The following is a 25,465-nucleotide window of genomic DNA, read 5'->3' as shown; positions in this document are numbered from 1 at the left end:
GTGTTGCTTGGTGTTGCTTGGTGTTGCTTGGTGTTGCTTGGTGTTGCTTGGTGTTGCTTGGTGTTGCTTGGTGTTGCTTGGTGTTGCTTGGTGTTGCTTGGTGTTGCTTGGTGTTGCTTGGTGTTGCCTGGTGTTGCTTGGTGTTGCCTGGTACAGTGGGATACTCCTTTGTGCAGCACCTCAACGTCTTTTTTGAGAGGATTCGAGGAAGGAGTCATCTTCCTTAAGTTCATTATAGCAAATGAGCGAATTTTTTGCAAGTTTTTTATTGTTTTTCCATCGATTTTTTTCAATGAATCAAACCCCTTGTAAGCACTGTTGTTCCATATAAAAACCAGGGCGAAATGTCACCGCCCTGGTTTCCATAATGTATTATGCTTTGCGGGTAATGATGTGCTGTAAAGTGCTTAAGCTTTACAATTACATCATGCCCATGCCGCCGCCCATGCCACCCATGCCGCCCATGCCGCCTGGGGCACCAGCAGCGTCTTTTTCAGGCAGGTCGACCACAGCACTTTCGGTGGTCAACAACATTGCAGAAATGGAACCTGCATTCTGAAGGGCACTTCTGGTCACTTTTTTAGGATCAACAATGCCTGCTTCAATCATGTTCACGTATTTTTCATTCAGTGCGTCAAAGCCGATGTTTTTATCGGAATTCATTACTTTTTCAACAATCACCGATCCTTCGAGGCCAGCATTTTCTGCAATTTGGCGCAGAGGTTCTTCCAGCGCACGACGAACAATGGCCGCACCGGTTTTTTCATCCCCAGCCATGCCTTTCAGCAATTCTTCAATGGCAGGAATCACGTTCACCAGGGCAGTTCCGCCACCGGCAACAATGCCTTCTTCAACAGCAGCACGTGTAGCATTCAAAGCGTCTTCAATGCGCAGCTTGCGCTCTTTCAGTTCAGTTTCGGTGGCTGCACCAACCTGAATTACTGCAACACCGCCGGAAAGCTTGGCCAGTCGTTCCTGCAGTTTTTCACGATCGAAGTCTGAAGTGGTGTCTTCAATCTGTTTTTTGATTTGCGCAATGCGGTCATGAATGGTCTTCTGGTCGCCAGTGCCTTCCACGATGGTGGTGTTGTCTTTGTCCACTTTAATGGTGCGGGCGCGCCCCAACATGTCAATAGTTGCTGTTTTCAGCTCGTAACCCAGTTCTTCGGAAATCACTTTGCCGCCAGTGAGAATAGCGATGTCTTCCAGCATGGCTTTTCTTCTGTCACCAAAGCCAGGTGCTTTCACAGCAACGCATTCGAAGGTACCGCGCAGTTTGTTCACCACCAGAGTGGCCAGGGCTTCGCCTTCAATGTCTTCTGCAATGATTAACAGCTTGCGACCCTGTTGAACGATTTGTTCCAGCAATGGTAAGAGGTCCTGCACATTGGAGATTTTCTTATCGGTGATGAGAACGAAAGCCTCACTCAGAACTGCTTCCATTTTTTCTGCATCAGTTACCATGTAGGGTGACAGGTATCCACGATCAAACTGCATTCCTTCCACCAGTTCCAGTGTGGTTCCCATGGATTTGGATTCTTCAACAGTGATGACACCGTCTTTGCCCACTTTATCCATGGCATCAGCAATCAGATTGCCGATTTCTTCATCGCTGGCTGAGATGGCTCCTACCTGTGCAATGGCAGATTTACTTTCCACAGGCAGGGCAATTTTGCCCAGTTCGTCAACAGCAGTTTCAACCGCTTTGTAGATGCCTTTTTTAAGAATCATGGGATTTGCACCGGCAGCCACATTTTTCATACCTTCACGAATGATGGCCTGAGCCAGCAGTGTGGCAGTGGTGGTACCGTCACCGGCCACGTCGTTAGTCTTCGTGGCAACTTCTTTCACCAGTTGAGCCCCCATGTTTTCAAAGGGATCTTCCAGTTCAATCTCCCGGGCAATGGTGACACCATCGTTGGTGATGAGGGGTGAGCCGAACTTCTTATCGATGACGACGTTGCGTCCTTTTGGTCCAAGGGTGATTTTAACAGTGTTCGCCAGTTGATTGACACCACTTTCCAGTGCGCGTCTGGCGTCTTCTTTAAATTTAATGTCTTTAGCCATAATTCTAATTCCCTCCTTAGTAATTTACAAGTTACCGGTATTCAGAAAATCTATTCTACAATCGCCAAGACGTCATTTTGACGTAAAATAGTTACTTCTTCGCCATCCAGTTTAACTTCAGTGCCGGAGTATTTGGAGAAAATCACTTTGTCTCCGACTTTCAGCTCCATTTTCACTTCTTTACCGTCCACCATGCCGCCAGGACCTACTGCCAGCACTTCAGCCATTTGCGGTTGTTCTTTGGCTGTTCCAGGAAGAACGATACCGCTTTTTGTTTTTTCCTCTGCCTCCAACTTCTTGATCACAACTCGATCGCCCAATGGTTTAATGTTCATACCTTCTTTTGCCTCCTTTTTCATTTCTCTATGGTTTTTCATTGTTCACCGATTTGTTAGCACTCACCTTGATCGAGTGCTAACACACTTATCATATAGAAAAGAAAAATGGCTTGCAAACCCTATTTGAAAACGATATTAGCCTTTATATTCGATTTGAGCAATTTATATGCCTATTACTCTCTATTTCTTCTTATTATTCGTTATTACTCTCGTTTGCACTTCGCTATTGCTTCAGGAATACTTCAAAGAAAAAGAGCCCGCTGAACGAGCTCTCAGATCTTCTGTTTATTTGAAGAATGTCATCAAATTCATTTTGTAAATATCTAAAGGTCCATTTGAATATGGAATTTAGGAATATCCCTCATGGCAAGCGAGGCCTGCACAATGCCTTTTGCATCACTGCGAGACACACCAGCAAACTTGTAGTATTCATTATCCAAGTCTCGTGGCTGCATTTTTTGTATCACTTGATGCTTGGGATCTTTCAGGATTTTAAGGAAATCGAAGGCCTGAGAAGCCGGATCATCGGGAAACTGAAACCCAATAGCCGCTTTGTCAGAGCTGGCAACAATGGTAGCCGTTTCATCAGTGACGTAGAAATCGGCAGCTCCAGTTTTGCGGGCAAATGCATTGAGATCAACCTGCTGCAAGCTCTTCATCTTGATCTCATCTGCCAGACGCTGGCTGTATCGCACCAGACAGCGACCCAGCATTTCGTCGAACTGACCGCCAAACTCGCCCAGTCCATGGCTGATGTCATACAGTTCATCTGCCTTCCGTGTGCTTTTTTCAATGTAGGCATTCTGTTGTTCCATCATGCCGTTGATCTGTTCCAGTGTGCTCATGGTATCACGAGAGAAAGCCGCGACTTTTTCAATGTGTGTGGCCAACTGTTCGGTGGCCTCCGACTGTTCACCGGTGACTGTGCTGATATGCCCAATGGCCTCAAGAATTTCCTCCATCGCTTTCATGATCTCCGTCAGCTTTCCTCTGGCTTCACGACCCACCTGCTGCCCTTCATGTCCCTGCAAAACACCAGACTCCATGAGACCATGGGTGGCATTCATCTGCCCCATGATCCCTTCGACCACACGACTGATCTCAGAGGAAGCGCCAGCACTTTCGTCTGCCAGTTTTCCAATTTCCTGGGCGACAATGGTGAAGCCACGGCCGGCTTCCCCGGCCCGTGCCGCCTCGATGGAAGCATTCAGGGAGAGTAAGTTAATCTGCTCTGCAATCTTGTTGATTTTTACCGACATCCCAGTGATGTTGTTCATCATTTGATCAAGCTTTTTCAGTTCATCGCCGGTACCTTCCAGTTTTTGACCAATTTCATCCATCACTCGGATCGCTTTTTCAATGGCTTCCCCGCCGACATCCACCACTTCCCTGGTTTTAACGGTGCGTTCCTGCACCTGTCGACCAGCCGCGGCAATTTCCGCGCTGCCGCTGGAAAGCTCTTCAGAGATGGAAGCTGCTTCCATGATGTCATTGCTCACCTGATAGGCATCCGCCGAAAAGTCACTGATTTTCTGGGACAGCTGTGAAATTTCCTTTAAACTGGCATGGGAATCCTCATTGAGTTCCTGGGTAAGCCGGCTGATGATACTGGAGGATCGCACAATCTGATAAACCCAGTTCTTCAGCATCTGGTGCAATGCTCCCAGTGGCTTGAGAATGATTTGGTCTCCCGCACCATATCCGGTGGTGTCCATCTCTTTCAGCACATTCCCCCGGCTGTACTCTTCCAGCACCTTACCCACATTTTGGCGAAGCTTACTCCCTTTTCCGGCAACTGTTAAATAGCACAGCACAAACCCCACTGCGACTCCCGCGACAACTCCCATCAATATCTGCATGCGATCAACCTCCCTTTCTTACTAAAAGACATTAGAATAATGTTTGCAAGAATTGGACCAACTTCGTTAAAAAAGGTTCAACCACAGGGTAAAATAGTGGGACAAAAACGGCCGGCAACATATTTCCGACAGGGATTCGTTTAATTTCAAGAATATTAACGGCAATACCCACAATCAAAAGACCCCCAATGGCTGACATTTCCAGAATCACAGCGTCCACCAGCACCACTGCCAGTGCACCGGCAGCCAGGGTGATGGCCCCCTGGTATACCAGTACACTCAGGGCCGACAGAAGCACGCCCACTCCCAGGGTGGAAGCAAAAATAACCGCAGAGACACCGTCCAATAGTGATTTGGCATACAGCGTTTCGTGATTTCCTGTTAACCCGCTCTCAAGGGCGCCCACGATGGCCATGGCGCCCACACAGTAAATCAGGCTGGTGGCCACAAAACCCCGGGCCACTTGCCCTTCGCCTCTGCCGGATCGGGCCTCCATCCACTTACCAAAAGCCGTCAGTTTATCTTCCACTTTCAAAGCTTCTCCCACCAAACTTCCCACCACCAGTGAAAAAATCAGCAGCAGTATGTTTTCGCTTTTCAGCGCCCCCGACATGCCAATCATTAAAACCGACAGCCCCAACGCCTGCATCACGGTATTTTTAAAACGATCAGCGATGCCTTTTTGAAAAAGCAGGCCTATAAACCCTCCCAGCAAAATAGCCAGACTATTGACAATGGTTCCAAACATGTCCACTTCTCCTTCACTGTTGAACTAATCAATTGGAATGTTGATTGCATCGACGATCCTTATTTCAGGTTCTTCCACCGGATTATTTGATTTTTTGCAACCGGGCGTGATAAAAGAGCAGCTGTTGGACATACCCCGCTGTCTCTCCGAACAGATTTAAGGCTTCGGCCTCGATGGCTGCATCTGTTTGCGGCGCTTCCGGCCAAAGGCTTTTCACCACACGGCGCACCCATACGTCTACGGGAAACTGGTGCCGGGCTCCCATTCCGAACAGGTTGATGCAGGCAGAAACCTTCGGCCCGACACCCGGAAGTGTTTGCAGCAGTTCACGGGTTGCACGGGGATCACGTTCCTGCTGATCCAACATCAGCCGGTAACAGGCTTTCCACTGCCGTACTGTTTGGAAAAGGTAGGCCGCACGGTAGCCAGCTCCCACCGCCTTCCAGTCATCCAGTGTCAGTGCTGTTAACTGTTCTGGTTCTGGGAAAGCGTGGTGGTCGCGCTCATTGATTCGGTTAATCAGCGTGCCATAGCGGCGTGACAGCTGTTCAATGCTATTGGTGATGCGGGGGATGTGATTGTTGGCTGAAAAGAGAAAGGTGATGGTGGTTTCCCAGGGATCCTGTTGTAACAACCGAATCCCTGTTCCGGTTTCGATGGGTGCCGCAAGCCATGGTGCCTCTTGTAGCAGTTGACGATTCACGGCCTCGTAGTCACGTTGAAGATCAAAATAGGGGATCCATAAATTCTGCAGGGATGCTTCTGAAACCGGCTTCAGTATCAGATTGTCCGCTTCCTGCCGGGCATTGAGTACTTCCCCTTTCACGACGCCTGTATAGCTGCCGTCTGGTTCCGGCCTCCACCGAAAACACTGTCCGCAGGTCAGGGTTTTTTCCAGGGAAAAGCAGGTGACCGCCAATACCGCTGCGCCGTTTTCAATGCTCACCAGCCTCATGGGTTAACTCCCGTTATCTTTGTCTTAAAGGTCACTGGCTGAAAGAGATCAAAGGCTTCATGAACCTGCCGGCCGGTTTCCACATCGAAGTAAAGTAACGTAGACTGCCCGTTTTGCATCACTCGATAGCTGTAGGTCAGGCGAGGCAAAAACCGGGTACCAAATGTGCGGATAACCCGTTTTCCTTCATAAATCATACGTCCCAGTTCAGGCTGGTTTTCGCTGCGTACCGTTTCCATGGTAATCTGCTGCATCACTTCCGGAACCATGGTTTCAGAAAAATCACTTCCAAAATGCACCACCGTGCCGTCCACTGCCGAAATGGTGATCTGGCAGGCATCGCTGGTCATGATAATCTCTCCTTCAATTACCGGTGTAAAGCGAAACAGATAGACAGGTTGTGTCTGCCCGTTTTGGTTATATATGAATTCTTCACGCACTTCATCTGCTGCAACGCAAGGCATCAGGCTTCGGGCAACTTCCAGCGCCTGTTCCATCGTGAGAGTCTCCAAGCCTTCAGGCACTGTTCCTGCCTGAAATTCTCTTACTCTGCCATCACGGGCATCAATTCGCATTTTTGCCGGTTCTGCCACCGTCACCGCATCTGCCTGGTAGGTGTGAACACCCTCCCGAATACGAACCTTCAAGGAAGTCAGTTCAATGGATTCCACCGAAAAGAGAGGCAGGAACTGTTCAGCCCGCAAAAGTGCTTCTTCAGGTTCCAAATAACCGGGGTGCTGATTGGGCAGGGCGCTGTGCCGATAAAGCACTGCCGTTTCCTGAATTTGTTCCGCCAGCTGTCGAAGACCGCCGTCGCTGGCATCCGGGTTTCTCAGCTGATCCAACCGCCCCTGAATATTATGGTAAATCAGCAGTAATCTGCCCAGCTGATCATGCACTTTTGTGAGCATGTCTCTGTCCGGGTCGCCCAGCCGGGATTCCTGCGCCCGGTATTGACGTTCCAGTTGATCCACCAGCATGTTTCGAAGGGCTTCCATCGCAGCCAGTCCTTCCTGCAATCGTTCATGGGGCACCTCTTCCCGCTGATTCATCAAAGCCCACTGCATAAAGGAAGCTGTCAGTTCTTCCACTGCACTTTGAAGCCGTTGCAGCGATTCCGGCGTTTCGTTTTCCATGAGAAAATCAATCTGACGCATGCTCTGGCGTATATTGCGCTCAATGCTTTGGGATACCAACGTTTCCATGGCATTCAGCCGTTGGCGGTTTTGCCGGTATTCCATATAAAACCACACATTTCCTGTCACGCTGGCAATGAGCAGCACCGCCAGTATTCTTGAAAACCATTTATTCACGATGATGTCCCTCCCAGTATTGCTGTCGTTTGTCATTCCTGCAACCTGTTGATCTTGCATCTGAAGCTCCTTGTGAATCCGAAGGCTTTCCGTTCCATTATATGTTAATTCCAACGTTCTGACAACCGCGGAAATCATTGTGAGCCAGCATAAGACGGCAGCGACTTGGGGGCAAGACCAGGGTGACTTGCAGCATCACCCAACTTCCTGTATAATATCACCATAAATGTGTCAATATTCTGACGAGATTGTGAAGCGGATGGATTTAGCATGTTTTTTGATTCATTCCAGCATCGAACCTCCGCGGGTGATTCTTTTTTTGATCACTTCAAAACGAGTCCCTTGTTGACATCCATCTATTTATTGATTTATAATTGAATCGCGATCATCATGGTTCTTTCCCGACAATTTTGTCGGTAACAGATAACAAGACTGGTATACCTTTGTTTCAGGGGTGCTGTAATCATGGCATGATCCTTGCTTATTTACAGTGAGACATGATTTCGGCTGCTGCCAACCACGCCGAAACACCCATGGCACGTGTATGCCAGGAACCCACAGGAAAGGAGGCACCTGTCAGTCCCGTTCTTATTATCGCACTATTGGAACTTATGTCTATTTTCTTTGGTCTTTGACTGCTGGCAGTCAGAGAAACGACAATGGAGGTGTTACATGCATGGCAGATAAGCTAAAAACACAACGCGAGGTTAACGGACTTTTTGAATTGAGCGATGCAGCACGAACCAACCTTGAAGGTAACCTGTACTACAATGATGACCTGGCCCCCACCAAACTGGAGGAGCGCTCCTGGACCACTTACAACATCGCTTCTCTCTGGGTGGGCATGTCCGTCTGTATCCCCACCTACATGATGGCTTCCGGCCTCATGGCCGCCGGTCTTTCCTGGTGGCAGGCCATTCTCAACATCGCCCTTGCCAACCTGATTGTACTGGTGCCCATGCAGCTGAACTCCCATGCCGGAACCAAGTATGGCATTCCTTACCCGGTATTTGCCCGTTTGGCCTTCGGAATTAAAGGCGCTCATATTGCCGCCATCGCCCGTGCCATTGTGGCAGCCGGCTGGTTTGGTATCCAAACCTGGATCGGCGGCGGTGCTCTTGATGCCGTCATCGCTTCCCTCAGCCCTGCCTGGGCCGCCTGGGCCGGCAGTATCTGGATTTCCTTCTTCATCTTCTGGGCACTGAACGTGTGGATTGCCTATCTGGGACCTGATGCCATTAAATTCATGCAATCCTGGGGCGCTCCCATTCTGGGTGTCCTCTCCGTCGCCCTGATGGTGTGGGCGATTACCGCCGTTAACGCCGCCGGCAGCAGCGTGGGTGCCATTCTGAACCTGCCTGCCACTTATGCGCCGGGAACCTTCTGGCGAGTCTTTCTGCCGGGCCTGACCGCTAACATTGCTTTCTGGTCAACACTGGCCCTGAATATTCCTGACTTCTCCCGCTATGCCAAAACCCAAAGAGACCAGTTTATGGGTCAATTGCTGGGACTGCCCACCACCATGGCTGCCTTCGCCTTTGTAGGCGTCTTCGTCACCGGTGCCACCGTTATCGTTTACGGTGAAGCTTTATGGGATCCCGTTGCCGTTGTGGCCAATATTAACAGCCCCCTGGCAACCATTCTGGGAGCAGCCGGTATTGCCATTGCAACCCTGACCACCAACATCGCCGCCAACGTGGTGGCTCCCGCCAATGGTATTTCCAACCTGAACCCCCGCAAAATCACCTATGGTATGGGCGCTCTCATCACCGGTTTCGCAGGCGTTGCCATGATGCCCTGGCGTTTGCTGGCTACTGCCGGCGCGTACCTCTTTGACTGGCTGGGCGTTTACGGAAACTTCCTGGGCCCCTTGGCCGGTATGTATGTGGCTGACTATTATCTGTACCGCAAGAAAGTGCTCGATCTTGACGACCTGTTCAGAGGTGAACAGAGCCGCTACTGGTATGGCAACGGCGTCAACATGAAAGCTGTGTATACCTGGCTCATCTCGTTGGCTCTTCCTGTACTGGGGCTGCCCCGTATTCTTGGCGGCACCAACAACTTCTTCCGTTTCTTTGGTGAGAACGGCTGGCTGGTTGGATTTGTTCTGGCGCTGCTGATTTATCCCGCGCTGATGAAAAACGAAACCGACTCACTGATCTCTGAAGAAGTCGAGGAGCAAATCACCGAAAGAGTGAAAAGTTAAGCCTATTATAGTATACTATCCATAGAGAGTTTTCTCTCTGGCTATATCTCCTCTCGAAGGGGCGGTACCCCCGCCCTTCGTGGGTCGATTCATTCGCAAGCATTTTCAGCAGCGTATGCAGCCGGAGGTGCTTGCGTTTAATTTTAAAGGAGGGACCATGTTATGATGGATTTAATCATTAAAAATGGCACTGTCATTACTGCCAAGGATACTTTCAAGGCCGATATCGGCGTCCGCGACGGCAAGATTGAAGTCATTACCCGTTCCCTGGATCAGATGGAAGCAAAACAGATCATTGATGCCACCGGTAACTATGTTTTGCCCGGCGCACTGGATGCTCACACGCATCTTGAAATGCCCTTTGGGGGCACCGTTTCTTCCGACAGCTATGAAGCCGGCACCCGGGCTGCTGCCTGCGGCGGCACCACCACCGTTTTTGACTTTGTCATTCAGGGCAAGGGGCAGGGATTGGTTGAAGCTGTCGAAGGCCGCCGCGCCCTGTGCGAACCTCAGGCTTGCGTGGACTACTCCTTCCACACCGCCATTACCGACCTGACACCTGCCGTCTTAAAGGAGTTTAAGCAGGCAGTGGATTATGGCATTAACAGTTTCAAGGTGTTCATGGTGTATAAAAAAGAAGGCTTGATGGTTGACGACGGCGTGATGGTGCGGGCGATGATCCGCGCCAAAGAAGTGGGTGCCCGGGTATCTGTTCACGCAGAAAACCCGGATGTCATCGACATGAATATTGAAAACTTCCTGAAAGAAGGCAAAACCCATGCCTGGTACCATTATCTGAGCCGGCCGGAATATGCAGAGGCCGAAGCCGACAAACGAGCCATCCACTGGGCCAAGTCTTTCAATGTGCCCCTATATATTGTTCACCTGGCCTGCAAGGAAGGTATGGACGAGGTCACCAGGGCCCGACAGGAAGGCTATGATGTGATTGCAGAAACCTGCCCTCAGTACTTATACTTCACCAATGAAGTGTACAAACGGGAAGATGGCCGCAATTTCGTATGCTCCCCTCCCATCAAGGGCCCCGAATCACAGAACGCTCTCTGGGATGGCATTAAGCGGGGCGACATTTCCATCGTGGCCACCGACCACTGCCCATTCCAGTCTTATGAAAAGGACTGGGGCAAGGACGACTTTACCAAGATTCCCAATGGCTGCATGGGTGTTGAAAACATGTATCCTTACATGCTCAGCGAAGCCAACCGGGGCCGCATTTCCTTCAACAAGGCTGTCGAAGTATGCTCCACCAACGTGGCTCAGCTCTTTGGCTGCGCTCCTCAAAAGGGAACCATCGCTCCCGGGTCTGACGCCGATCTGGTCATCTATGATCCTGAGAAGACCTACGTGATTTCCAAAGACAACATGCACTCGGATGTGGATTACACCATCTGGGAAGGCGTGGAATTGAAGGGCTATCCCGTCATGACCTTCTCACGGGGCAAGCTGGTTTATGACAACGGAAACTTCGTGGGCGAAAAAGGCTGGGGCGAATTTGTTAAGCGAACCCCGCTGACGTAGTGTTTTCTGCAACCGTTGACAAGTTTGTCTTTCAATGGTAAAGTGTTAGCAATTTCAGAGAAAACCTTCGCTTTTTACAGGTGAAGGTTTTTCTTTATCAGTTTAGGAGGAACCGTGATGCAAGAAAAACACATTGGTTTTATCGGGGCCGGTAACATGGCAAAGGCACTCATTCAGGGCATGGTTACATCAGGTCAGTTTGACCCGGCCCACATTCGTTTCAATGACAAGCTTCAGTCCGAGCATCACCCTTTGGAAATCGCCGGGCAGTCCATTGTTTCCATGGACAAGGAAGGCCTCGTGGCCTGGAGTGATGTGCTGGTATTGGCCGTCAAACCTCAGGATCTTTTTAACCTCCTCAGCGAAATAAATCCCCTTGCTAAAGAGCGAAAGCTGTTTATTTCCATCGCTGCAGGTATTGACCTTGCCGGATTGACCCAGCGTCTTTCCGACGGTCACCCGGTGGTACGGGCCATGCCCAACACTTCTGCCCGTGTTTTGGCATCCGCCACCGCCCTCACGGGCAACGCGGCTGTCACCACTGAAGACATGGCACTGGCAGAACGCATCTTTCAATGTGTCGGCGCCGTTGTTCAAGTGGAAGAATCTCAAATGCCCGGTGTCACCGGCCTCAGCGGCAGCGGCCCGGCCTATGTCTATGCCTTTCTTCGGGCCATGATTGAGGGCGGTGTCTCACTGGGGTTATCCCGTGAAACTGCTTCACAGCTGGCAATCCAAACCCTTCGAGGTGCCGTGGAAATGGCTGCCGCCAGCGAAGATGACCTGGATACCCTGATTCGCCAGATCTGCTCACCCAACGGTACCACCCTGGCCGGGATGAAAGTTCTTGAAACCCGCCATTTTCAGGAGCATGTGATGGAGGCCATACAGGCTTCTGCCCAGCGGTCGGAGGAACTGCGCCGGGAGCTACAGGCCGATATCAGGGAGCAGGGAGACGTAACGGGGGCACAGGACATAGGAAACAGGAAATAGGAAATAAAAGATTTGAAACTTGAAATACAGAAAGCTGTGACAGCCAATGACCGTCACAGCTTTCTTATTGCGTTTCTGCAGGTTTTTTAGTTTCTTAGATATCCTCGCAGGCTTTTGCCACAAAGTGGCTGTTAGACAAATTGCTTGGGGATCACGTGGATATCCCGGGGAGTTCCGAAATCATGGAACTTCACTTCTCCCGGAGTAATGCAGTTTTCAACGGGACAGACGATCCAGCAGAGTCCACAGCCCACGCATTTGTCTTCGTTCAGGTAGGGGCGTCGCTCTGTTTCATTCCAGTCGATGGCCTGGTGTCCGCCGTCATAGCAGGAAACATAGCAGCGGCCACAGCCCACGCATTTGTCGTGGTCATACTTGGGATACACCTTAAAGTCACGTTCAATTTCTTCTGCAGGTACAATATTGGGAAGCGCCTGGCCCACAATGGTGCTCAAATCGGTGATGCCTTTTTCTTCCATCCAGTAGGAAACCCCACTGATCAGGTCTTCCACAATGCGATAGCCATACTGCATCACCGAAGTGGTTACCTGCAGGTTGCCGGCTCCCAACAGCAGGAACTCAAGGGCATCCTGCCAGGTTTCAATACCGCCCATGCCGCTGATGGGGATGTTTTTCAGTTCATCATCTTGAGCCATTTGCGCAATAAAGCGAAGGGCAATGGGCTTGACTGCCTTACCGGAATAACCGGAAATGGAAGATTTACCATTGATGATGGGCAAACAAGTGAAGTTGTCCAGATCTACTTCTGTGATGCTCTTGATCGTGTTAATGGCTGCAATGGCCTTGGCACCATTCTTCACGGCAGCACGGGCCGGCAGCTCCATCAGTGTCAGGTTGGGGGTCATTTTGGGCATCACCGGCAGATGGGTGGACTCCACCACTGCACGGGTATACTCTGCCACCAGGTTGAAATTACATCCCACGTCAGATCCCATGGCATGAGTGGTCATCTGAGGACATGAGAAATTACATTCAATGATATCTGCACCAATCTCCGTTACTGCCTTCGCCAGCTTTTTCCACTCTTCGGTGTTTTCGCCCATGATGGAAGCCACCAACACCTTGTCAGGGAAATCCTTTTTCAGCTGATACATCATTTCCAGGTTTTTCTCTGTGGGTTTATCGGAGATCATTTCCATATTCTTAAAACCAACAAAGGAAGTACCTTCTTTTCTGGTCTGGTCAAATCGGGGCGAACATTCCTGGGGAATCCAGTAACCGATGGTTTTGTAGACGATACCGCCCCAACCACCTTCCAACGCTTTTTTACACATATCGTAGTTACTGCCCACCGGTGAGGAAGACAGGAAAAACGGATTTTCACATTTGACGCCACAAAACTCCATGGACAGGTCTTTGCGTTTTGCCATCTTGATTCACACCTTCTTTCTTGGACTTGGTTATCGCTTGGAGGCCAGCCAGGCATCAATGCCATCGGCGGCCGCTTTACCTTCTGCCACTGCTTGTACCACTGTTTTGCCGCCATTGACCACATCACCGGCCGCATAGACGCCTTCGACACTGGTGGCACAGGTGGCTTCATCCACCACAGCCAGCTGCTTCTCATTCACTTTAAGCCCTTCAGCATAACCCGTTTCATCCACTTCCTGGCCAATGGCCATGACAACACGGTCAGCTTTCAGTACAAACTCAGACACACCATCTTTGCCCTGGGCTTTCAGGGCCGTGACTTTTCCGTTTTCTCCCAACACTTCCACCGGCAGGGTTTCAGTGATGAAATCAACCCCCAGCGACTGTACATAAGCCACTTCTGGCGGGTAGGCCGGCATATCCATTTGGCGACGTCGGTAAACCACAGTCACACGATTTCCCAACATTTTGGCAGTGGTGGCACAATCCATGGCCACGTCTCCGCCGCCAACCACCACCACATGTTCACCCACTGCCAGCTTTCCTTCGCTCGGCTTTGCACCTGCCAGGAAATCAAGGGCATAGTCGGCATTTTCCAGATCCATGCCGGGAATGTCAATGGGTTTTGACTGTTGAAGTCCCATGGCCAGGAAGAAGGCCTTGAAGCCCTGCTCTTTCAGCGCCTCCCATGTGATGTCCTTCCCAACGCAGCAATTGTAAACAAATTCAACTCCCATGTCTTTCACATACTGCACTTCCCAGTCAACAATTTCCTGGGGAAGTCTGCCGGGAACAATGCCGTAAGTCAGGACACCGCCGGCTTTTTCGTTCTTTTCAAAAATGGTCACTTGATAACCTTTCATTGCCAAGCGGGCAGCTGCTGCCAGCCCGGCAGGGCCGCCGCCGATGACAGCCACTTTTTCAAGGGTGGCTTCCGGCGCTTCCAGCACCTTCATGCCGAGGGCCTGCTCAAAGTCGGTGGCAAAACGCTGTAATCGACCGATTTGAATGGGCACATCGATACCGGTACGGCTGCAGGCTTCTTCACAGGTGCGGCCATAGGGGCATACCCGGGCACATGTGGCTCCCAGAATGTTGTTCTCCCGAATGGTTTCAACGGCACCCTTCACATTACGGAAACGAATGGACCGGATAAACTTGCCTGGGTCAGTGCCCGCAGGACATCCTGCACTACAGGGAGCATCATGACACAGGAGACAGCGGGAGGCTTCCTCCATGGCTGTCAGAGGTGTAAACGGGGGTACCACTTCTGTTAAATAGGCTTTGCGTTTTTCTTCCAATGCCTCTTCCTCCTTTTAGCTAACTGATCCGGACTCATTGTGACTCACGGTTAACCATGTCCATTGAACCACGATGAACCCGGTCATTCTTATTCATGTCTATGGTAATCTAATGCAAGGACCGTGCCAGAAAGATTCACACCGCACCGATGACGCAGTTCCCAGATTTCAAGCGTTCCTTCAATCGAAGGCTGATGAACCCGTCATCCTCTGATTCACATATGCATCACCCCTTTGTAAAATCAGCTCTATCATTGGATGTTCCGTTTCACAAGAGCTTTTTTCGCCTCCTTTGATACAATATTATATCATTGATTTATAAACGAATCGCATATTTGACATAAAAGAGGGTATTCGTTTTCGTAAGGAGGTGTTCTCATGTCAACAACCAAAAAAATCCGTTTTATCCAATTGGTGGATGAAGCCTTTGAAGACCTTGAGTTGTGGTATCCGGTATACCGGTTACGGGAAGCCGGTATCGAAGTGCTGCTGGCAGGAAAAGAAGCCAATCGCGTTTACCATGGCAAATATGGTGTGCCTGCAACGACCGACCTGCGCTTGGCCGATGTGAACCCGGAGGATTTCGACGGCCTGCTGATTCCCGGCGGCTGGGCCCCGGATAAACTGCGGCGGTACCCGGAGGTGCTGGATCTGGCCCGCCATATGGACCAGGAAAACAAAATCATCGGACAGATCTGCCATGCCGGCTGGGTGTTGGTTTCTGCCAATACGCTTAAGGGAAAACAGGTTACCAGTACACCAGCCATTCGGGACGACTTGGTGAATGCCGGCGCGCACTGGATTGATGAACCGGTGGTCACCCATGGCTCGCTGGTCTCTGCCAAGGGCCCCGCCGATCTTCCCCAGTACATGCGGGCTCTTTTGAGCTTAATGGCCCTTTGCTAGTGTCATGAGGCGGATTAACTGTTATCGATGCCAGTTTTTCAAGGTCACCTGGAACCCACGTTATCCCAAAGCCTGCACTTTTTTTGGTTTTAAAACTGCCAAGATGCCCTCACAGCTGGTTTATGAATCCACCGGTGCACCCTGCCAACAGTTTCTTCCCAGGTCGGACAAAACGCCAGGTGGCGGCAAGCGCTTTTAGTCAGATGCTCTTTTCGGTGAAGGCATTCATGTGACGGCCTGTTTGGCAGGCAGCCTGTGCCTACATCCACTTTTTAATGGTGATGTTCACCGATGCCAGGTGAAGCGCCGTCATGTTTTCCACTTCTCTGCCAATTCGCTCCTGGGCCAGTCGAAGCTGGCGGGTAACCGGGATGCCGAAGGGGGCTTTCACATCCAGTTCTACCACCAGGCCGTTTCGGGTGTTGTGGACAAAAGTGGTTCCCATGGGAATCAACTGGGTATGTCGGAGAAGGGCGTGATGCACCAGACTTCGAATGACGCCGTCGGAGATGGTGTATTTTCCCAGATAGCTGAAGGTGGGCCGCACCACCGATTTTTCGCCTTCCTGTCCGGCAGCATCTTTCCCGAGTCCCTTTAGCACTTGCAGGGGATTGAGAAAAAACCCGGAAAAATCTTTTTTTAGTTGGAAGGCAGGCACTGGAATGATGTGCTTGCCTTCTTTCATGCGGATTCGTCGGGCCATCTGTATTTCAGAAGGCGCTGCCACCTCATCAATCCAGACGGTGGAAGCGGGTGACGGCAGTTGGAGTTGCTGTACAATGGTGTGTACCATTTTTTCCGAGGTTCCCAGAATCAGCAGTTTCGTTGGATTTTCTGATTCAATCAGGTCACGCACCTGCCGGCAGTGCTCTTTATCATTGAATATGGCTCTTCGCACAGCTCCCAGACGAGAGGATTCCCGTTTGGCGGAGCGTCCTCCCAGTACCCGGTTGTCACGGATCAGCAGCCCATCGTCTATGATATAGCGAATTCCCAGCGATTTTGCAAGCTGCATTGCCTGGTAGCTTTTACCGGTGCCACTGCCACCGATGAACAGGGTTACTTCCATCATTTAGTCCCCTTTTTGCCCATTTATTAAAAATGATTTTCATTATATTGATTCTGTTTTCTGCGAAATTAGGCTGTTTCTTCTTGCCCTTGCCTTTCGCTGCCTGCTATAATGACGTTGTAACCAAACAAAACGAATGACTTTGAAGGAGGTATTTGTAATGGCTTATGTTATTCATGATTCCTGTATCAGTTGTGGTGCCTGTGAACCCGAATGCCCAGTAGATGCCATCACTGCCGGCGACGATATTTATGTCATTGACGCTGAAGCTTGCATCGACTGTGGTGCCTGTGCCAATGTGTGCCCTGTTGACTCTCCTCAGCCCGAATAGGCCAGGTCAGTCTTAACAGTCTGTTTTAGTTAGTTTCATCGATTTGACATGAAGGCAGTGCTGCGGCACTGTCTTTTTCTTTCAGCTGCATTTCCAGTTTCACCAGAAACTTCAGGATGGCTTTTTCTTCATTGAAGGTAAACTCATTGAGTAACCCATACAGCAGTTCCTGTTCCATGCCCTCCATGCGAAGCAACCAGCCTTTTCCCTCTTCTGTTAAGACCAGACGCCTGATTCGCCGGTCCCGGGAAGCCGGGCCTTTCTGAATCAATTGCTGCTTCAGCAACCTCCGAACCATCGCTGTCACTTCATTGCGGCTGCAACCTGTTTCTTCCATCATCTGCTGAAAGGTTTGCCCCTCATCCCGGCGCACCTTTTTCAGTAAAAGGTACTCCTGCAGATTCATCCGCCCACCGTTCACTTCCAGTTCCCGGCGGTCTGTCAGAATCACCTGACTAATGAGCCGCTCCATGTATTGGTGTATTTGTGTGTAATAGTGGCGCAAGCTTCATCCCCTGCACTTTCATACATATTTTGAATCATCATTTTTCCTTAGAATGACAGGAATTTCTGGGTATGCAATAACTCGAAGGTTCCCTGGTGCCCCTGTGAAGAGCCGGTTCCCAGGTGTGTCATGTCTGAGAGCAGATTTGCCCGGTGTCCCGGTGAGTTCATCAGAGCCTCATGGGCATTAATGGCATTGAGGTTGGCTGCAATGTTTTCACCGGCCTTTGTGAACCGAAGCCCTTCTGCTGTCAGCCGCTGTACAAAGGTTCTGCCCTCAGGTGTTTCATGGGAAAAATAATCTTTCGCGCCCATATCACGGCTGTGTTTTTCTGCTGCTTGAGCCGCTTGTTCATTCCACTGAAAGGCAGGTAGTCCCATTCGGGTGCGGAGTGAGTTCGCCAGCAGGAAAAGCTGTCGGCTGTAGCTTTCTTCCAGCTCAGGTCGCTGATTTCCCAGAAAGCCGCTCATGCTTTCTTCCGTCTGTTTTAAAGTCACCTGAACTGCCGTTACCTGATGGTTCTCATGAATGTCATAGTAGAACTCTCCATAGGCAATGTCTTGCATCAGAAACAGGTCGCTATGCTTTTTGCCGTCTCGCAGGTAACGGTTCTGACCTTTTTCGATCCAGTCCAGGGGTTTTCCGAGAACCTGGCGCACCGCCGTCTGAAGACTGCCGGCAACGAGACCGCTGTCAGACTCCCAGTGAATGCCATTGGTATAGAGGGCAGTCACCCGTTCTTTCTCCACCCCCACCTGCACGTAGTTTCGATAGTGGTCGTGGTAGATCCACCACTCAAAAGCATACTCACTGGGCAGTTTTTCCAACGGTTCACCCCAAAGAGTTACCACCAGCGCAGCCGGGTCTCCCAGGCCGATTCCCCGAATCTGAAAAAGTTGCTTCAGCTGTGCTGCCAGTGACTGAAAGCTTTCAATGTTCACTTGGCGGGCCTGAGGGTCCCAGGCCACCCGGGCTCCAAAAGCCTCGGTGACAAATCGCAGGGGGACATAGGTGCGCCCCTGAAGCACCGCGGCCGGCGAATCCAGTTTCACAGTATCCTGCCCCATCTGAGCAGTGGAAGATCCGATGGTGAGCACCGTTCGCTGGTGGGCGTCTTCGAAAATGGCCTGACGGGTGGTCTCCTGCCAGCTGACACGCAGCCCCAGAGCTTCGGCAATCCACCTGGCCGGCACCAACACCCGCCCCTCCGAACTGATCACCGGACCCGGCTCTCCGGCAGGCAGCAGTAACCGCTGCCCATCCACCACAATTTCCGGAGATGACACTGCCATAGCCGGCTCTGCTGTCAGCATCACCGCCGCCAACACCAGGCTGAAGATGAGTCCCATCACCACACCGCGCTTCATCATGCCTCATTCTCCATTCTCTTTTGGAATTTGTTAGTCCAGATATCTGTATCCCATGACCTGTACCGCGGGATCAATCTCCATTGCGTTTGTGTGTTCTTTTCTATTCTACCATAAAACAGTGCCCCTCTAACATCCAGCATTTGTTGATACATGCCTTCGCAGCCATCAACAGCAAAACTGGCATGCCCTCTGACAAGAACCGAACGCATGGCAAAAAAACAACCCGGCACCTGTGGTGCCGGGTCAGCCAGCGAACCGTACTGTCTGGTTGCGCTCCGGATTACTCCATTTCATTCATTTTAAGCAGATAAGAAATGATATAGAGACTGTCACTAAGATGCACATTCTCCAAGGTAATGGATTCCGGAACCTGTATGTCTGCCGGGGCAAAATTCCAGATGGCTTTCACAGGCAGCTTGATGAGTGTGTCGGCCACATCCTGAGCACTTTCCTTGTTGGTACAGATAACACCGATGTCGATCTTTTTGTCGGCGCAGAAGCTTTCCAGTTCATCGATGTCCAGCACCGGAACATCCCGGATCTGCAGGCCAATGAGACGCGGGTTTTTTTCAAACAGCGCCAGCATGTGGAAGCCTTTCTTTTCAAAGTTGGAGTAGTTGGCAATGGCCTGACCCAGGTTTCCGGCCCCTATAATGATGGTGTTGTACTCCCCCGTCAGCCCCAGAATCCGACTGATTTCACCATATAGCTCAGCCACGTCGTACCCATAGCCCTGCTGGCCGAAACCGCCAAAGCAGTTAAGGTCCTGACGAATTTGCGAGGCGGTGAACCCAATCATTACACTGAGTTCCTTGGATGAAATTCGGGTAACATCCTTGTCCATGAGTTCTTTTAAGCGCCTGTGATACTTGGGAAGTCGACGGATGACCGCCATGGATACATTTTTCACATCTTTTTTCACTGCAATTCACCTCATTTTCTCGGGATGACAGGATGGTCACTGTTCATTATAATATAAATAGAAGAAAAAAAAAACGCTTTCGTCTGCTGTTTGTTCATAAAATAACGTTTTTTAAGGAGTTTTCACATGGTCATTCTTTCTGTCAGTCAATTATCTAAATATTTTGGTACCCGCTGTCTTTTTGACCGCATCTCTTTCTCCATCAATGCCGGCGAGAAAGTGGGGGTGGTGGGACCCAACGGTGCCGGAAAAACCACTCTCTTTCAACTCCTCACCCGAGAGCTGCCCCATGACGAAGGGCAATTGTTCATACCCGGTACGCTGCGCATGGGCATCCAACATCAGATGCCGGAAATGACGACGGATCAAACCGTCCATGATTATGTGCTGGTGGTGTTTCAAACCCTGCTTCATATGGAGGAAGAACTGCGTCGTCTGGAAACCATCATTGCCCAGACCGGCGCTTCCGCTTCTACCGACAATCATGAACGCCTGGAAGAAGTCATGGCTGCGTACGCCCGACTCACCGAGAGCTTTGAAGCTCAGAACGGATATGCCTTTCGCAGCGAGGTGCGGGGAGTGCTGAACGGGCTTGGTTTTTACGGAGATGATTTTCAGCGGCAGGTAAACACTTTGTCAGGCGGCCAAAAAACCCGCCTCACTCTGGGGCGCCTCTTGCTGAGCAAACCCGATCTGTTACTGCTGGATGAACCCACCAATCATTTGGACATCGAATCGGTGGAATGGCTGGAGAGCTTTTTGCGTTCCTATTCCGGAACAATTTTAGTTATTTCCCACGACCGTTACTTTCTTGATCAGGTCACCGACCGGACGCTGGAAGTGGCTCAACAAGCTGTCACCAGTTTTCGCGGCGGCTATACCGAAGCCCTGAAAAAAAAGGCAGCCATGCTTGAAGCGGAAGAGCGCAGCGCCAAGAAGCAGGAAAAGGAAATGCAGCGCCAGGAAGAGCTGGTGCGGCGCATGAAGCAGCACGGCACTGAAAAACTGGCAAACCGGGCCAAGAGCCGGGAGAAAAAACTGGAGAAAATGGAGCGGCCTCAACAACGGGTTCACCAGGCCGTGCTTTCCTCTCTCCATTTTCAAATTGGCCAGAGCAGCGGTCGGCAGGTGCTGGCTGTCGAAAATGTGTCCAAAAGCTGGGAGACTCAGCCACCTCTCTTCGAATCAGTGAGCTTCACCCTGCAGCGAGGTGATCGGATTGCCCTGGTGGGTCCCAATGGCATCGGAAAAACCACCCTTTTTCGCATGGTGGCGGGAGAACTCTCTCCCGACGCAGGAACCCTGACATTGGGTCACCAGGTATCTTTAGGTTACTACCATCAGGAACTGAAGAATCTGGATGAAACCTGTACCGTCATGGAAGAGCTTCACAATGCGTATCCCAGGTTCAACGAAACACAGCTGCGCACCTGGCTGGGTGCCTTTCTCTTTGTTGGCGAGGAGGTTTTTACTCCCATTGCTCATCTCAGCGGCGGCGAAAAAGCCCGATTGTCGCTGCTGAAGCTCATGCTTTCCCATCACAATCTGCTGCTGCTGGACGAACCCACCAACCACCTGGACATTCCCGCCAGAGAAAACCTGGAGGAGTCACTGCAGACTTATGATGGCACACTTTTCTTTATTTCCCATGACCGCTATTTCATCAATCGTATTGCCACCGGTGTGTTGGAGTTTTCTCCCCATGGACTGACCCACCACCTCGGTAATTACGATGATTATATGGCCAAGAAAAAACAACTCCTCCAGGAACAGCAGGCCCTGGTGGAACCGGTGATTGACAACCGTACCCGCCAGAAACAGGAACGTCAAAAGGAGCGGCGCCAACGTGACGCCTCCAACACTCTGAAAAAAAACCTCTCCAATCTGGAGAAAGAGATGCATCAGCTCGAAGCAAAGGTCAAAGAACTGGAAGCCCTCATGTGTTTACCTGAAGTCTATTCAGATGCAGCAGAAAGCCGCCGCATTCATGAAGAATCCACCGATCTGAAAGCCTCACTGGAAGCGCTGTACAGCGAATGGGAAGTTTTGCTGGAGCAGGCGGAGGAGTGATGACGAGGTTCATCCGAGTTATGTTAACACCATTTCTGACAAAACCCTGCCCTCAATCAATTGACGGCAGGGTTTCATTATTTTTCCACAGTTTTTCAATGTTTTCCACAAAGTTATCCACAGTTTTAGTCCTTGCTAACACTTCTTTTCAAAGATATCCACAATATCCACACCTGTTTCATCCCCATGAACTGTCTTTTCTGGAGAGATCTTCTCAGTTACTGCAGGTGAGAATCAGTTGAAAAAGATAATGTTCAATCAACTTATCTGTTGGACTTTTTTTATTTTAAACGGCAAAAGACAGGCATTTGCCTGCCCTTTCGGTTTTTGATCCTGTTATGGATGCTGTTTTATGTCAACATTCCCCTGAAGGAAATAATTCATCTCTAAAGAACCATTGTTCGTTCCGCTCCCCGATGGACAAACCGGCCACTGCATTCAGGTTCCACCGGGAACGAACTCCCATGCAGTAATCATAATACCCCACACAGGCAATCATAGCGCCGTTATCGGTGCAAAGGGCAAGCTCAGGGGCGCAGAAGGCAATACCCTGTTCCCGGCACCGGTCAGCCAGCGTCTGGCGCAGCAGGCTGTTGGCGGCCACTCCGCCGGAAAGCACCACCTGTTTAATGCCGTTTGTCACTGAACAGTCCAGCGTTTTATTCACCAGCACATCCACCACCGCCTGCTGAAAACTGGCAGCCACATCGGCCACCTGCACGTCACGGCCCTTCATTCTCTCTGTATTGACGTGGTTCAGCACCGCCGACTTCAAGCCGCTAAAGCTGAAATCCCAGGGGTGATCTGTCACAACCGCCCTGGGAAAATCAATGGCCCGGGGATCACCCTGGCGGGCCGCTGCATCAATGAGGGGGCCGCCGGGATAACCCAGCCCCAGCACACGAGCCACTTTGTCAAAGGCTTCTCCCGCCGCATCATCCCTTGTTTTGCCCAGAACTTCATAAACGCCATAATGTTTCATATGCACCAAATGCGTGTGCCCGCCCGAAACAATCAGGGCCAAGAGAGGCGGCTCCAATGATGGGGATTGGATAAAATTGGCAAAAAGATGGCCTTCAATATGGTTCACGCCATTGAGGGGCAACCGCCTTCCATAGGCCAGAGCCTTGGCAGCAGCCACTCCCACCAGCAGGGCCCCCACCAGTCCAGGCCCGTAGGTAACAGCCACCTGATGGATCTGCTCAAGGGTGACTTCAGCTTCTCGCAAGGCCTCATCAATTACCTGGGTAATGGTTTCCACATGCTGCCGGGAAGCCACCTCAGGCACCACACCGCCAAATTTCTGGTGTTCGGGAATTTGCGAGGCCACGATGCTGGAAAGCACCTGACGCCCGTCCCGCACCACACTTACTGCCGTTTCGTCGCAACTGGTTTCAATGCCCAGGGTCAGCCAACCCGGCGGCGGCATTTTCAGATCGGGCCTTTCAGCAACCTGCCGGTCATTTCGATGGGGCATCTGCCAACCCTCCTATTTGTCGGTGGTTCGGCCTGTCTCCAAACCGGCTGTCCATGACTTCTCCCATTCCAATGAGTTTGAAAATGAAAGTGAAGAGCTTGCCAACCAACGTGATCTCCAATAACAGGTAGATCAGTGAACCAATGAAAAGTTCCAGAATGGCTCCCCATTGTCGCCCCAATCCCTGACCGATTCGTCGTCCAAGGGCGATTTTCATGGTGGTATTCCCTGCAAACTCCAGCAGCATAAAAGCCGGGAACACCAGGGGTACCAACGGACTGCCCACCACTGATACGGCCAGAATCACCATGAGCACCAGAACGCCCATGCTCAACAGGATGCCCACCAGGGTTTTTTTCCCCACTTCGTCGAAGCCGTTGTCTGCCATGCGTTCAAATCGTTCCGGAAAAACCACAATGGCAATGACACCCACCACAAAGGCCACCAACTGCTTTAATCCCAGAAAAATCGCCAGGAGCACTGCCAGTACCGGCAATCCGCTCAGGTTCCCCGGCAAAAATCCAGCCACATCAATGCGATCTCCCTGTACCTGGGCATCCCGGGCATCAAGCCCAGATCCCATCACACCAATAGCACTGCCGCTGATGCCGGTATGGGCATCGGCGGTGACACCACCAAAGACAGAAATGGCATCTCCCTCAACGGCAGCCCGGCGAAGAGACAGGGGAGCAAATACAGCCACAGCATCACCTTCAACGGTGCCGCCTTCCACCGTAACCTGGCTGAAAACACCCACCACATCGCCTTCCACATGGCCTCGAATGGTGACCGTACTGAAAAAACTGACCACGTCACCGGCAACAGTCTCACCGGCTTCCACCTCCACAGGGCGGTGGAACTGCACCAGTTGTCCCCGAACCTGCGTCGATGGCGCCGCTTCCACCACCATTCCCGACAGCAGTATGATCAGAAAAGCACACCCCAGTCTCTTATTTAAGCAATTCATCGTACTTCTCCCCTTCCGCCGGCCAGAATTCTGTCCAGGATCACTTTGATGAGCACTAATACCATGACCAGGTTCAAGGTTCCCATGGTCACCCACCAGCTGTCAACCGTTTCCCATCGAGACAGCCAGTCCCACAGTCCCTTTTGAGGCATGAGAAAGTAGAAAATTCCCCGAATCACCACAAACTCATACACAAATGCCAAGAGGCGGTAAAGGGGGGTTCCCTGAAACCATATCATCATCCATTGCTGCATGCGGGCAGCAGCTTCCACCACCAGCAGCGAAGCGCCTCCCATGATCCCTATCCAGATGAACAGCATACCCAGGTTCATGGCGTGATGTGGTTGACGGACGGTATAGCGCATCGGGTCAATGGCGGCCATGACCCGGTGTTCAAATCCCGGCGAAGGGTCAAGATCAGGAAGCCGCGCCAGCATCACTGAAAGCTGCTGCCACTCAGCCGCTTCTTTTCGGCATTTTGCGCAGGCTGACAAGTGCTGCTGCCATCCTTGCCATTCAGCTTCGGCCAGTGGACCGTCCATTTGTTTGATCATGATTTCTGAACTTGTTCGGCAGTCCATAGGGTTTCCTCCTTCAACTTTTTCAGGGATTCTTTTAACATTTTGCGGGCACGGAACAATCGGTTCTTGACCATTGACATGGGAATTTCCAATTGGTCGGCAATCTGCTGATAGCTTTGGCCCTGGTGATGATAGAGCAACACCACAATCCGGTAATCCGGGGGAAGCGAGCCGATGGCGGCTTCAATTTCCCGATGGGCTTCCTCCTGTAAAAAGGCTCTTTCAGCACTCACGTCCTCTTGGTTGGTTTTGATCTCCTCATCAAGGGGCAGGGTGTCCACTCGTTTTTTTCGTATGGCATCGATACAGGTGTTGGTGGCAATCTTCAGAATCCACGAGGCAAATTTATGTTCATGATTGTATTGACCCAGGTAACGGTAGGCTTTGATGAACACTTCCTGAGAAAGGTCTTCTGCCTCCTCCCGTTGCCGCATCATGCGATAACAGATGCCAAAAACTGGTTTTTGGTAACGGGAAACCAGCTCCTGAAAGCCGGTGGGGTCTCCACGCAGGATCTTTGTTACAAGCTGGGCATCTGTCAACTGCACTGAAACCACCC

The 25,465-nt window shown here is 51.0% G+C and carries 23 protein-coding genes; 6 read left to right on the top strand and 17 right to left on the bottom strand.

Going from position 1 to position 25,465, the window contains the following annotated elements; translation table 11 throughout:
- The 7 genes from AAIG11_RS15580 to AAIG11_RS15550 form a co-directional block, all read right to left on the bottom strand.
- A partial coding sequence (locus tag AAIG11_RS15580; protein WP_343187151.1) for a hypothetical protein occupies positions 1 to 293 on the bottom strand: 293 nt, incomplete at its 3' end.
- Positions 294 to 420: 127 nt separating this feature from the next.
- Positions 421 to 2,067: a chaperonin GroEL gene (gene groL, locus AAIG11_RS15575; RefSeq protein ID WP_343187150.1), complete on the bottom strand. Its 1,647-nt coding sequence runs from the start codon at positions 2,065 to 2,067 to the stop codon at positions 421 to 423.
- Positions 2,068 to 2,117: 50 nt separating this feature from the next.
- Positions 2,118 to 2,402 (bottom strand): co-chaperone GroES, encoded by a 285-nt coding sequence (gene groES, locus AAIG11_RS15570; RefSeq protein ID WP_343187157.1) that lies wholly within the window; start codon positions 2,400 to 2,402, stop codon positions 2,118 to 2,120.
- Positions 2,403 to 2,728: 326 nt separating this feature from the next.
- The gene (locus AAIG11_RS15565; RefSeq protein ID WP_343187149.1) at positions 2,729 to 4,264 is read right to left on the bottom strand and encodes a methyl-accepting chemotaxis protein; all 1,536 of its coding nucleotides are present in this window, start codon (positions 4,262 to 4,264) and stop codon (positions 2,729 to 2,731) included.
- 31 nt (positions 4,265 to 4,295) lie between these two features.
- On the bottom strand, positions 4,296 to 5,012 hold the full coding sequence (locus tag AAIG11_RS15560; protein WP_343187148.1) for a DUF554 domain-containing protein: 717 nt from the start codon (positions 5,010 to 5,012) through the stop codon (positions 4,296 to 4,298).
- Between the two features lie 82 nt (positions 5,013 to 5,094).
- Positions 5,095 to 5,967, bottom strand: a complete 873-nt coding sequence (locus AAIG11_RS15555; protein ID WP_343187147.1) for a DNA glycosylase — start codon at positions 5,965 to 5,967, stop codon at positions 5,095 to 5,097.
- Positions 5,964 to 7,280: a hypothetical protein gene (locus tag AAIG11_RS15550; protein WP_343187146.1), complete on the bottom strand. Its 1,317-nt coding sequence runs from the start codon at positions 7,278 to 7,280 to the stop codon at positions 5,964 to 5,966. The genes AAIG11_RS15555 and AAIG11_RS15550 overlap by 4 nt, the downstream gene beginning before the upstream one ends.
- Before the next feature lie 676 nt (positions 7,281 to 7,956).
- Between AAIG11_RS15550 and AAIG11_RS15545 the strand changes: the two genes are divergently transcribed.
- The 3 genes from AAIG11_RS15545 to proC all read left to right on the top strand — a co-directional run bounded on the left by AAIG11_RS15545 (position 7,957) and on the right by proC (position 12,015).
- Positions 7,957 to 9,486, top strand: a complete 1,530-nt coding sequence (locus AAIG11_RS15545) for an NCS1 family nucleobase:cation symporter-1 (RefSeq protein ID WP_343187145.1) — start codon at positions 7,957 to 7,959, stop codon at positions 9,484 to 9,486.
- A gap of 165 nt (positions 9,487 to 9,651) precedes the next feature.
- Positions 9,652 to 11,022, top strand: a complete 1,371-nt coding sequence (gene hydA / locus AAIG11_RS15540) for a dihydropyrimidinase (RefSeq protein ID WP_343187156.1) — start codon at positions 9,652 to 9,654, stop codon at positions 11,020 to 11,022.
- Between the two features lie 117 nt (positions 11,023 to 11,139).
- Complete coding sequence (gene proC, locus AAIG11_RS15535; protein ID WP_343187144.1) at positions 11,140 to 12,015, top strand: pyrroline-5-carboxylate reductase; 876 nt, start codon at positions 11,140 to 11,142, stop codon at positions 12,013 to 12,015.
- A 131-nt stretch (positions 12,016 to 12,146) separates the two neighbouring features.
- Here proC and preA read toward each other — a convergent pair whose 3' ends face one another.
- Both preA and AAIG11_RS15525 read right to left on the bottom strand, forming a co-directional pair.
- Complete coding sequence (preA, locus tag AAIG11_RS15530; RefSeq protein ID WP_343187143.1) at positions 12,147 to 13,406, bottom strand: NAD-dependent dihydropyrimidine dehydrogenase subunit PreA; 1,260 nt, start codon at positions 13,404 to 13,406, stop codon at positions 12,147 to 12,149.
- Positions 13,407 to 13,436: 30 nt separating this feature from the next.
- A complete protein-coding gene (locus tag AAIG11_RS15525) occupies positions 13,437 to 14,708 on the bottom strand; it encodes an FAD-dependent oxidoreductase (RefSeq protein ID WP_343187142.1) in 1,272 nt (423 codons plus the stop codon).
- 378 nt (positions 14,709 to 15,086) lie between these two features.
- Between AAIG11_RS15525 and AAIG11_RS15520 the strand changes: the two genes are divergently transcribed.
- Complete coding sequence (locus AAIG11_RS15520; protein WP_343187141.1) at positions 15,087 to 15,614, top strand: type 1 glutamine amidotransferase domain-containing protein; 528 nt, start codon at positions 15,087 to 15,089, stop codon at positions 15,612 to 15,614.
- Between the two features lie 259 nt (positions 15,615 to 15,873).
- Here AAIG11_RS15520 and AAIG11_RS15515 read toward each other — a convergent pair whose 3' ends face one another.
- On the bottom strand, positions 15,874 to 16,683 hold the full coding sequence (locus AAIG11_RS15515; protein ID WP_343187140.1) for an AAA family ATPase: 810 nt from the start codon (positions 16,681 to 16,683) through the stop codon (positions 15,874 to 15,876).
- A 160-nt stretch (positions 16,684 to 16,843) separates the two neighbouring features.
- Between AAIG11_RS15515 and AAIG11_RS15510 the strand changes: the two genes are divergently transcribed.
- The gene (locus AAIG11_RS15510) at positions 16,844 to 17,014 is read left to right on the top strand and encodes a DUF362 domain-containing protein (protein WP_283410345.1); all 171 of its coding nucleotides are present in this window, start codon (positions 16,844 to 16,846) and stop codon (positions 17,012 to 17,014) included.
- A 25-nt stretch (positions 17,015 to 17,039) separates the two neighbouring features.
- Here AAIG11_RS15510 and AAIG11_RS15505 read toward each other — a convergent pair whose 3' ends face one another.
- From AAIG11_RS15505 to AAIG11_RS15495, 3 genes are all read right to left on the bottom strand, one after another.
- A complete protein-coding gene (locus AAIG11_RS15505) occupies positions 17,040 to 17,519 on the bottom strand; it encodes a MarR family winged helix-turn-helix transcriptional regulator (protein ID WP_343187139.1) in 480 nt (159 codons plus the stop codon).
- 47 nt (positions 17,520 to 17,566) lie between these two features.
- On the bottom strand, positions 17,567 to 18,889 hold the full coding sequence (locus AAIG11_RS15500; protein ID WP_343187138.1) for a stalk domain-containing protein: 1,323 nt from the start codon (positions 18,887 to 18,889) through the stop codon (positions 17,567 to 17,569).
- 280 nt (positions 18,890 to 19,169) lie between these two features.
- On the bottom strand, positions 19,170 to 19,811 hold the full coding sequence (locus tag AAIG11_RS15495) for a redox-sensing transcriptional repressor Rex (RefSeq protein ID WP_343187137.1): 642 nt from the start codon (positions 19,809 to 19,811) through the stop codon (positions 19,170 to 19,172).
- Between the two features lie 126 nt (positions 19,812 to 19,937).
- Between AAIG11_RS15495 and AAIG11_RS15490 the strand changes: the two genes are divergently transcribed.
- On the top strand, positions 19,938 to 21,881 hold the full coding sequence (locus AAIG11_RS15490; RefSeq protein ID WP_343187136.1) for an ABC-F family ATP-binding cassette domain-containing protein: 1,944 nt from the start codon (positions 19,938 to 19,940) through the stop codon (positions 21,879 to 21,881).
- A gap of 355 nt (positions 21,882 to 22,236) precedes the next feature.
- Here the strand turns inward: AAIG11_RS15490 and tsaD are convergent, their stop codons facing one another.
- Genes tsaD through AAIG11_RS15470 form a run of 4 tightly spaced genes read right to left on the bottom strand, consistent with a single transcriptional unit; the run spans position 22,237 to position 25,454 of the window.
- Positions 22,237 to 23,310, bottom strand: a complete 1,074-nt coding sequence (gene tsaD / locus AAIG11_RS15485) for a tRNA (adenosine(37)-N6)-threonylcarbamoyltransferase complex transferase subunit TsaD (protein ID WP_343187155.1) — start codon at positions 23,308 to 23,310, stop codon at positions 22,237 to 22,239.
- 31 nt (positions 23,311 to 23,341) lie between these two features.
- Positions 23,342 to 24,325 (bottom strand): hypothetical protein, encoded by a 984-nt coding sequence (locus tag AAIG11_RS15480; RefSeq protein WP_343187135.1) that lies wholly within the window; start codon positions 24,323 to 24,325, stop codon positions 23,342 to 23,344.
- Positions 24,322 to 24,906 carry an anti-sigma factor family protein gene (locus tag AAIG11_RS15475; protein ID WP_343187134.1) on the bottom strand — a complete coding sequence of 195 codons (585 nt, stop codon included), beginning with the start codon at positions 24,904 to 24,906 and terminating at the stop codon, positions 24,322 to 24,324. The genes AAIG11_RS15480 and AAIG11_RS15475 overlap by 4 nt, the downstream gene beginning before the upstream one ends.
- Positions 24,876 to 25,454, bottom strand: coding sequence for an RNA polymerase sigma factor (locus AAIG11_RS15470; RefSeq protein WP_343187133.1), 579 nt, complete (start codon positions 25,452 to 25,454; stop codon positions 24,876 to 24,878). Before AAIG11_RS15470 ends, AAIG11_RS15475 begins: the two co-directional genes overlap by 31 nt.
- Positions 25,455 to 25,465 lie beyond the last annotated feature (11 nt).

It is taken from the genome of Anoxynatronum sibiricum (assembly GCF_039414295.1).
Classification (GTDB): Bacteria; Bacillota; Clostridia; order Peptostreptococcales; family Tindalliaceae; genus Anoxynatronum; species Anoxynatronum sibiricum.
This window is presented reverse-complemented; position numbering and strand designations above follow the sequence as displayed.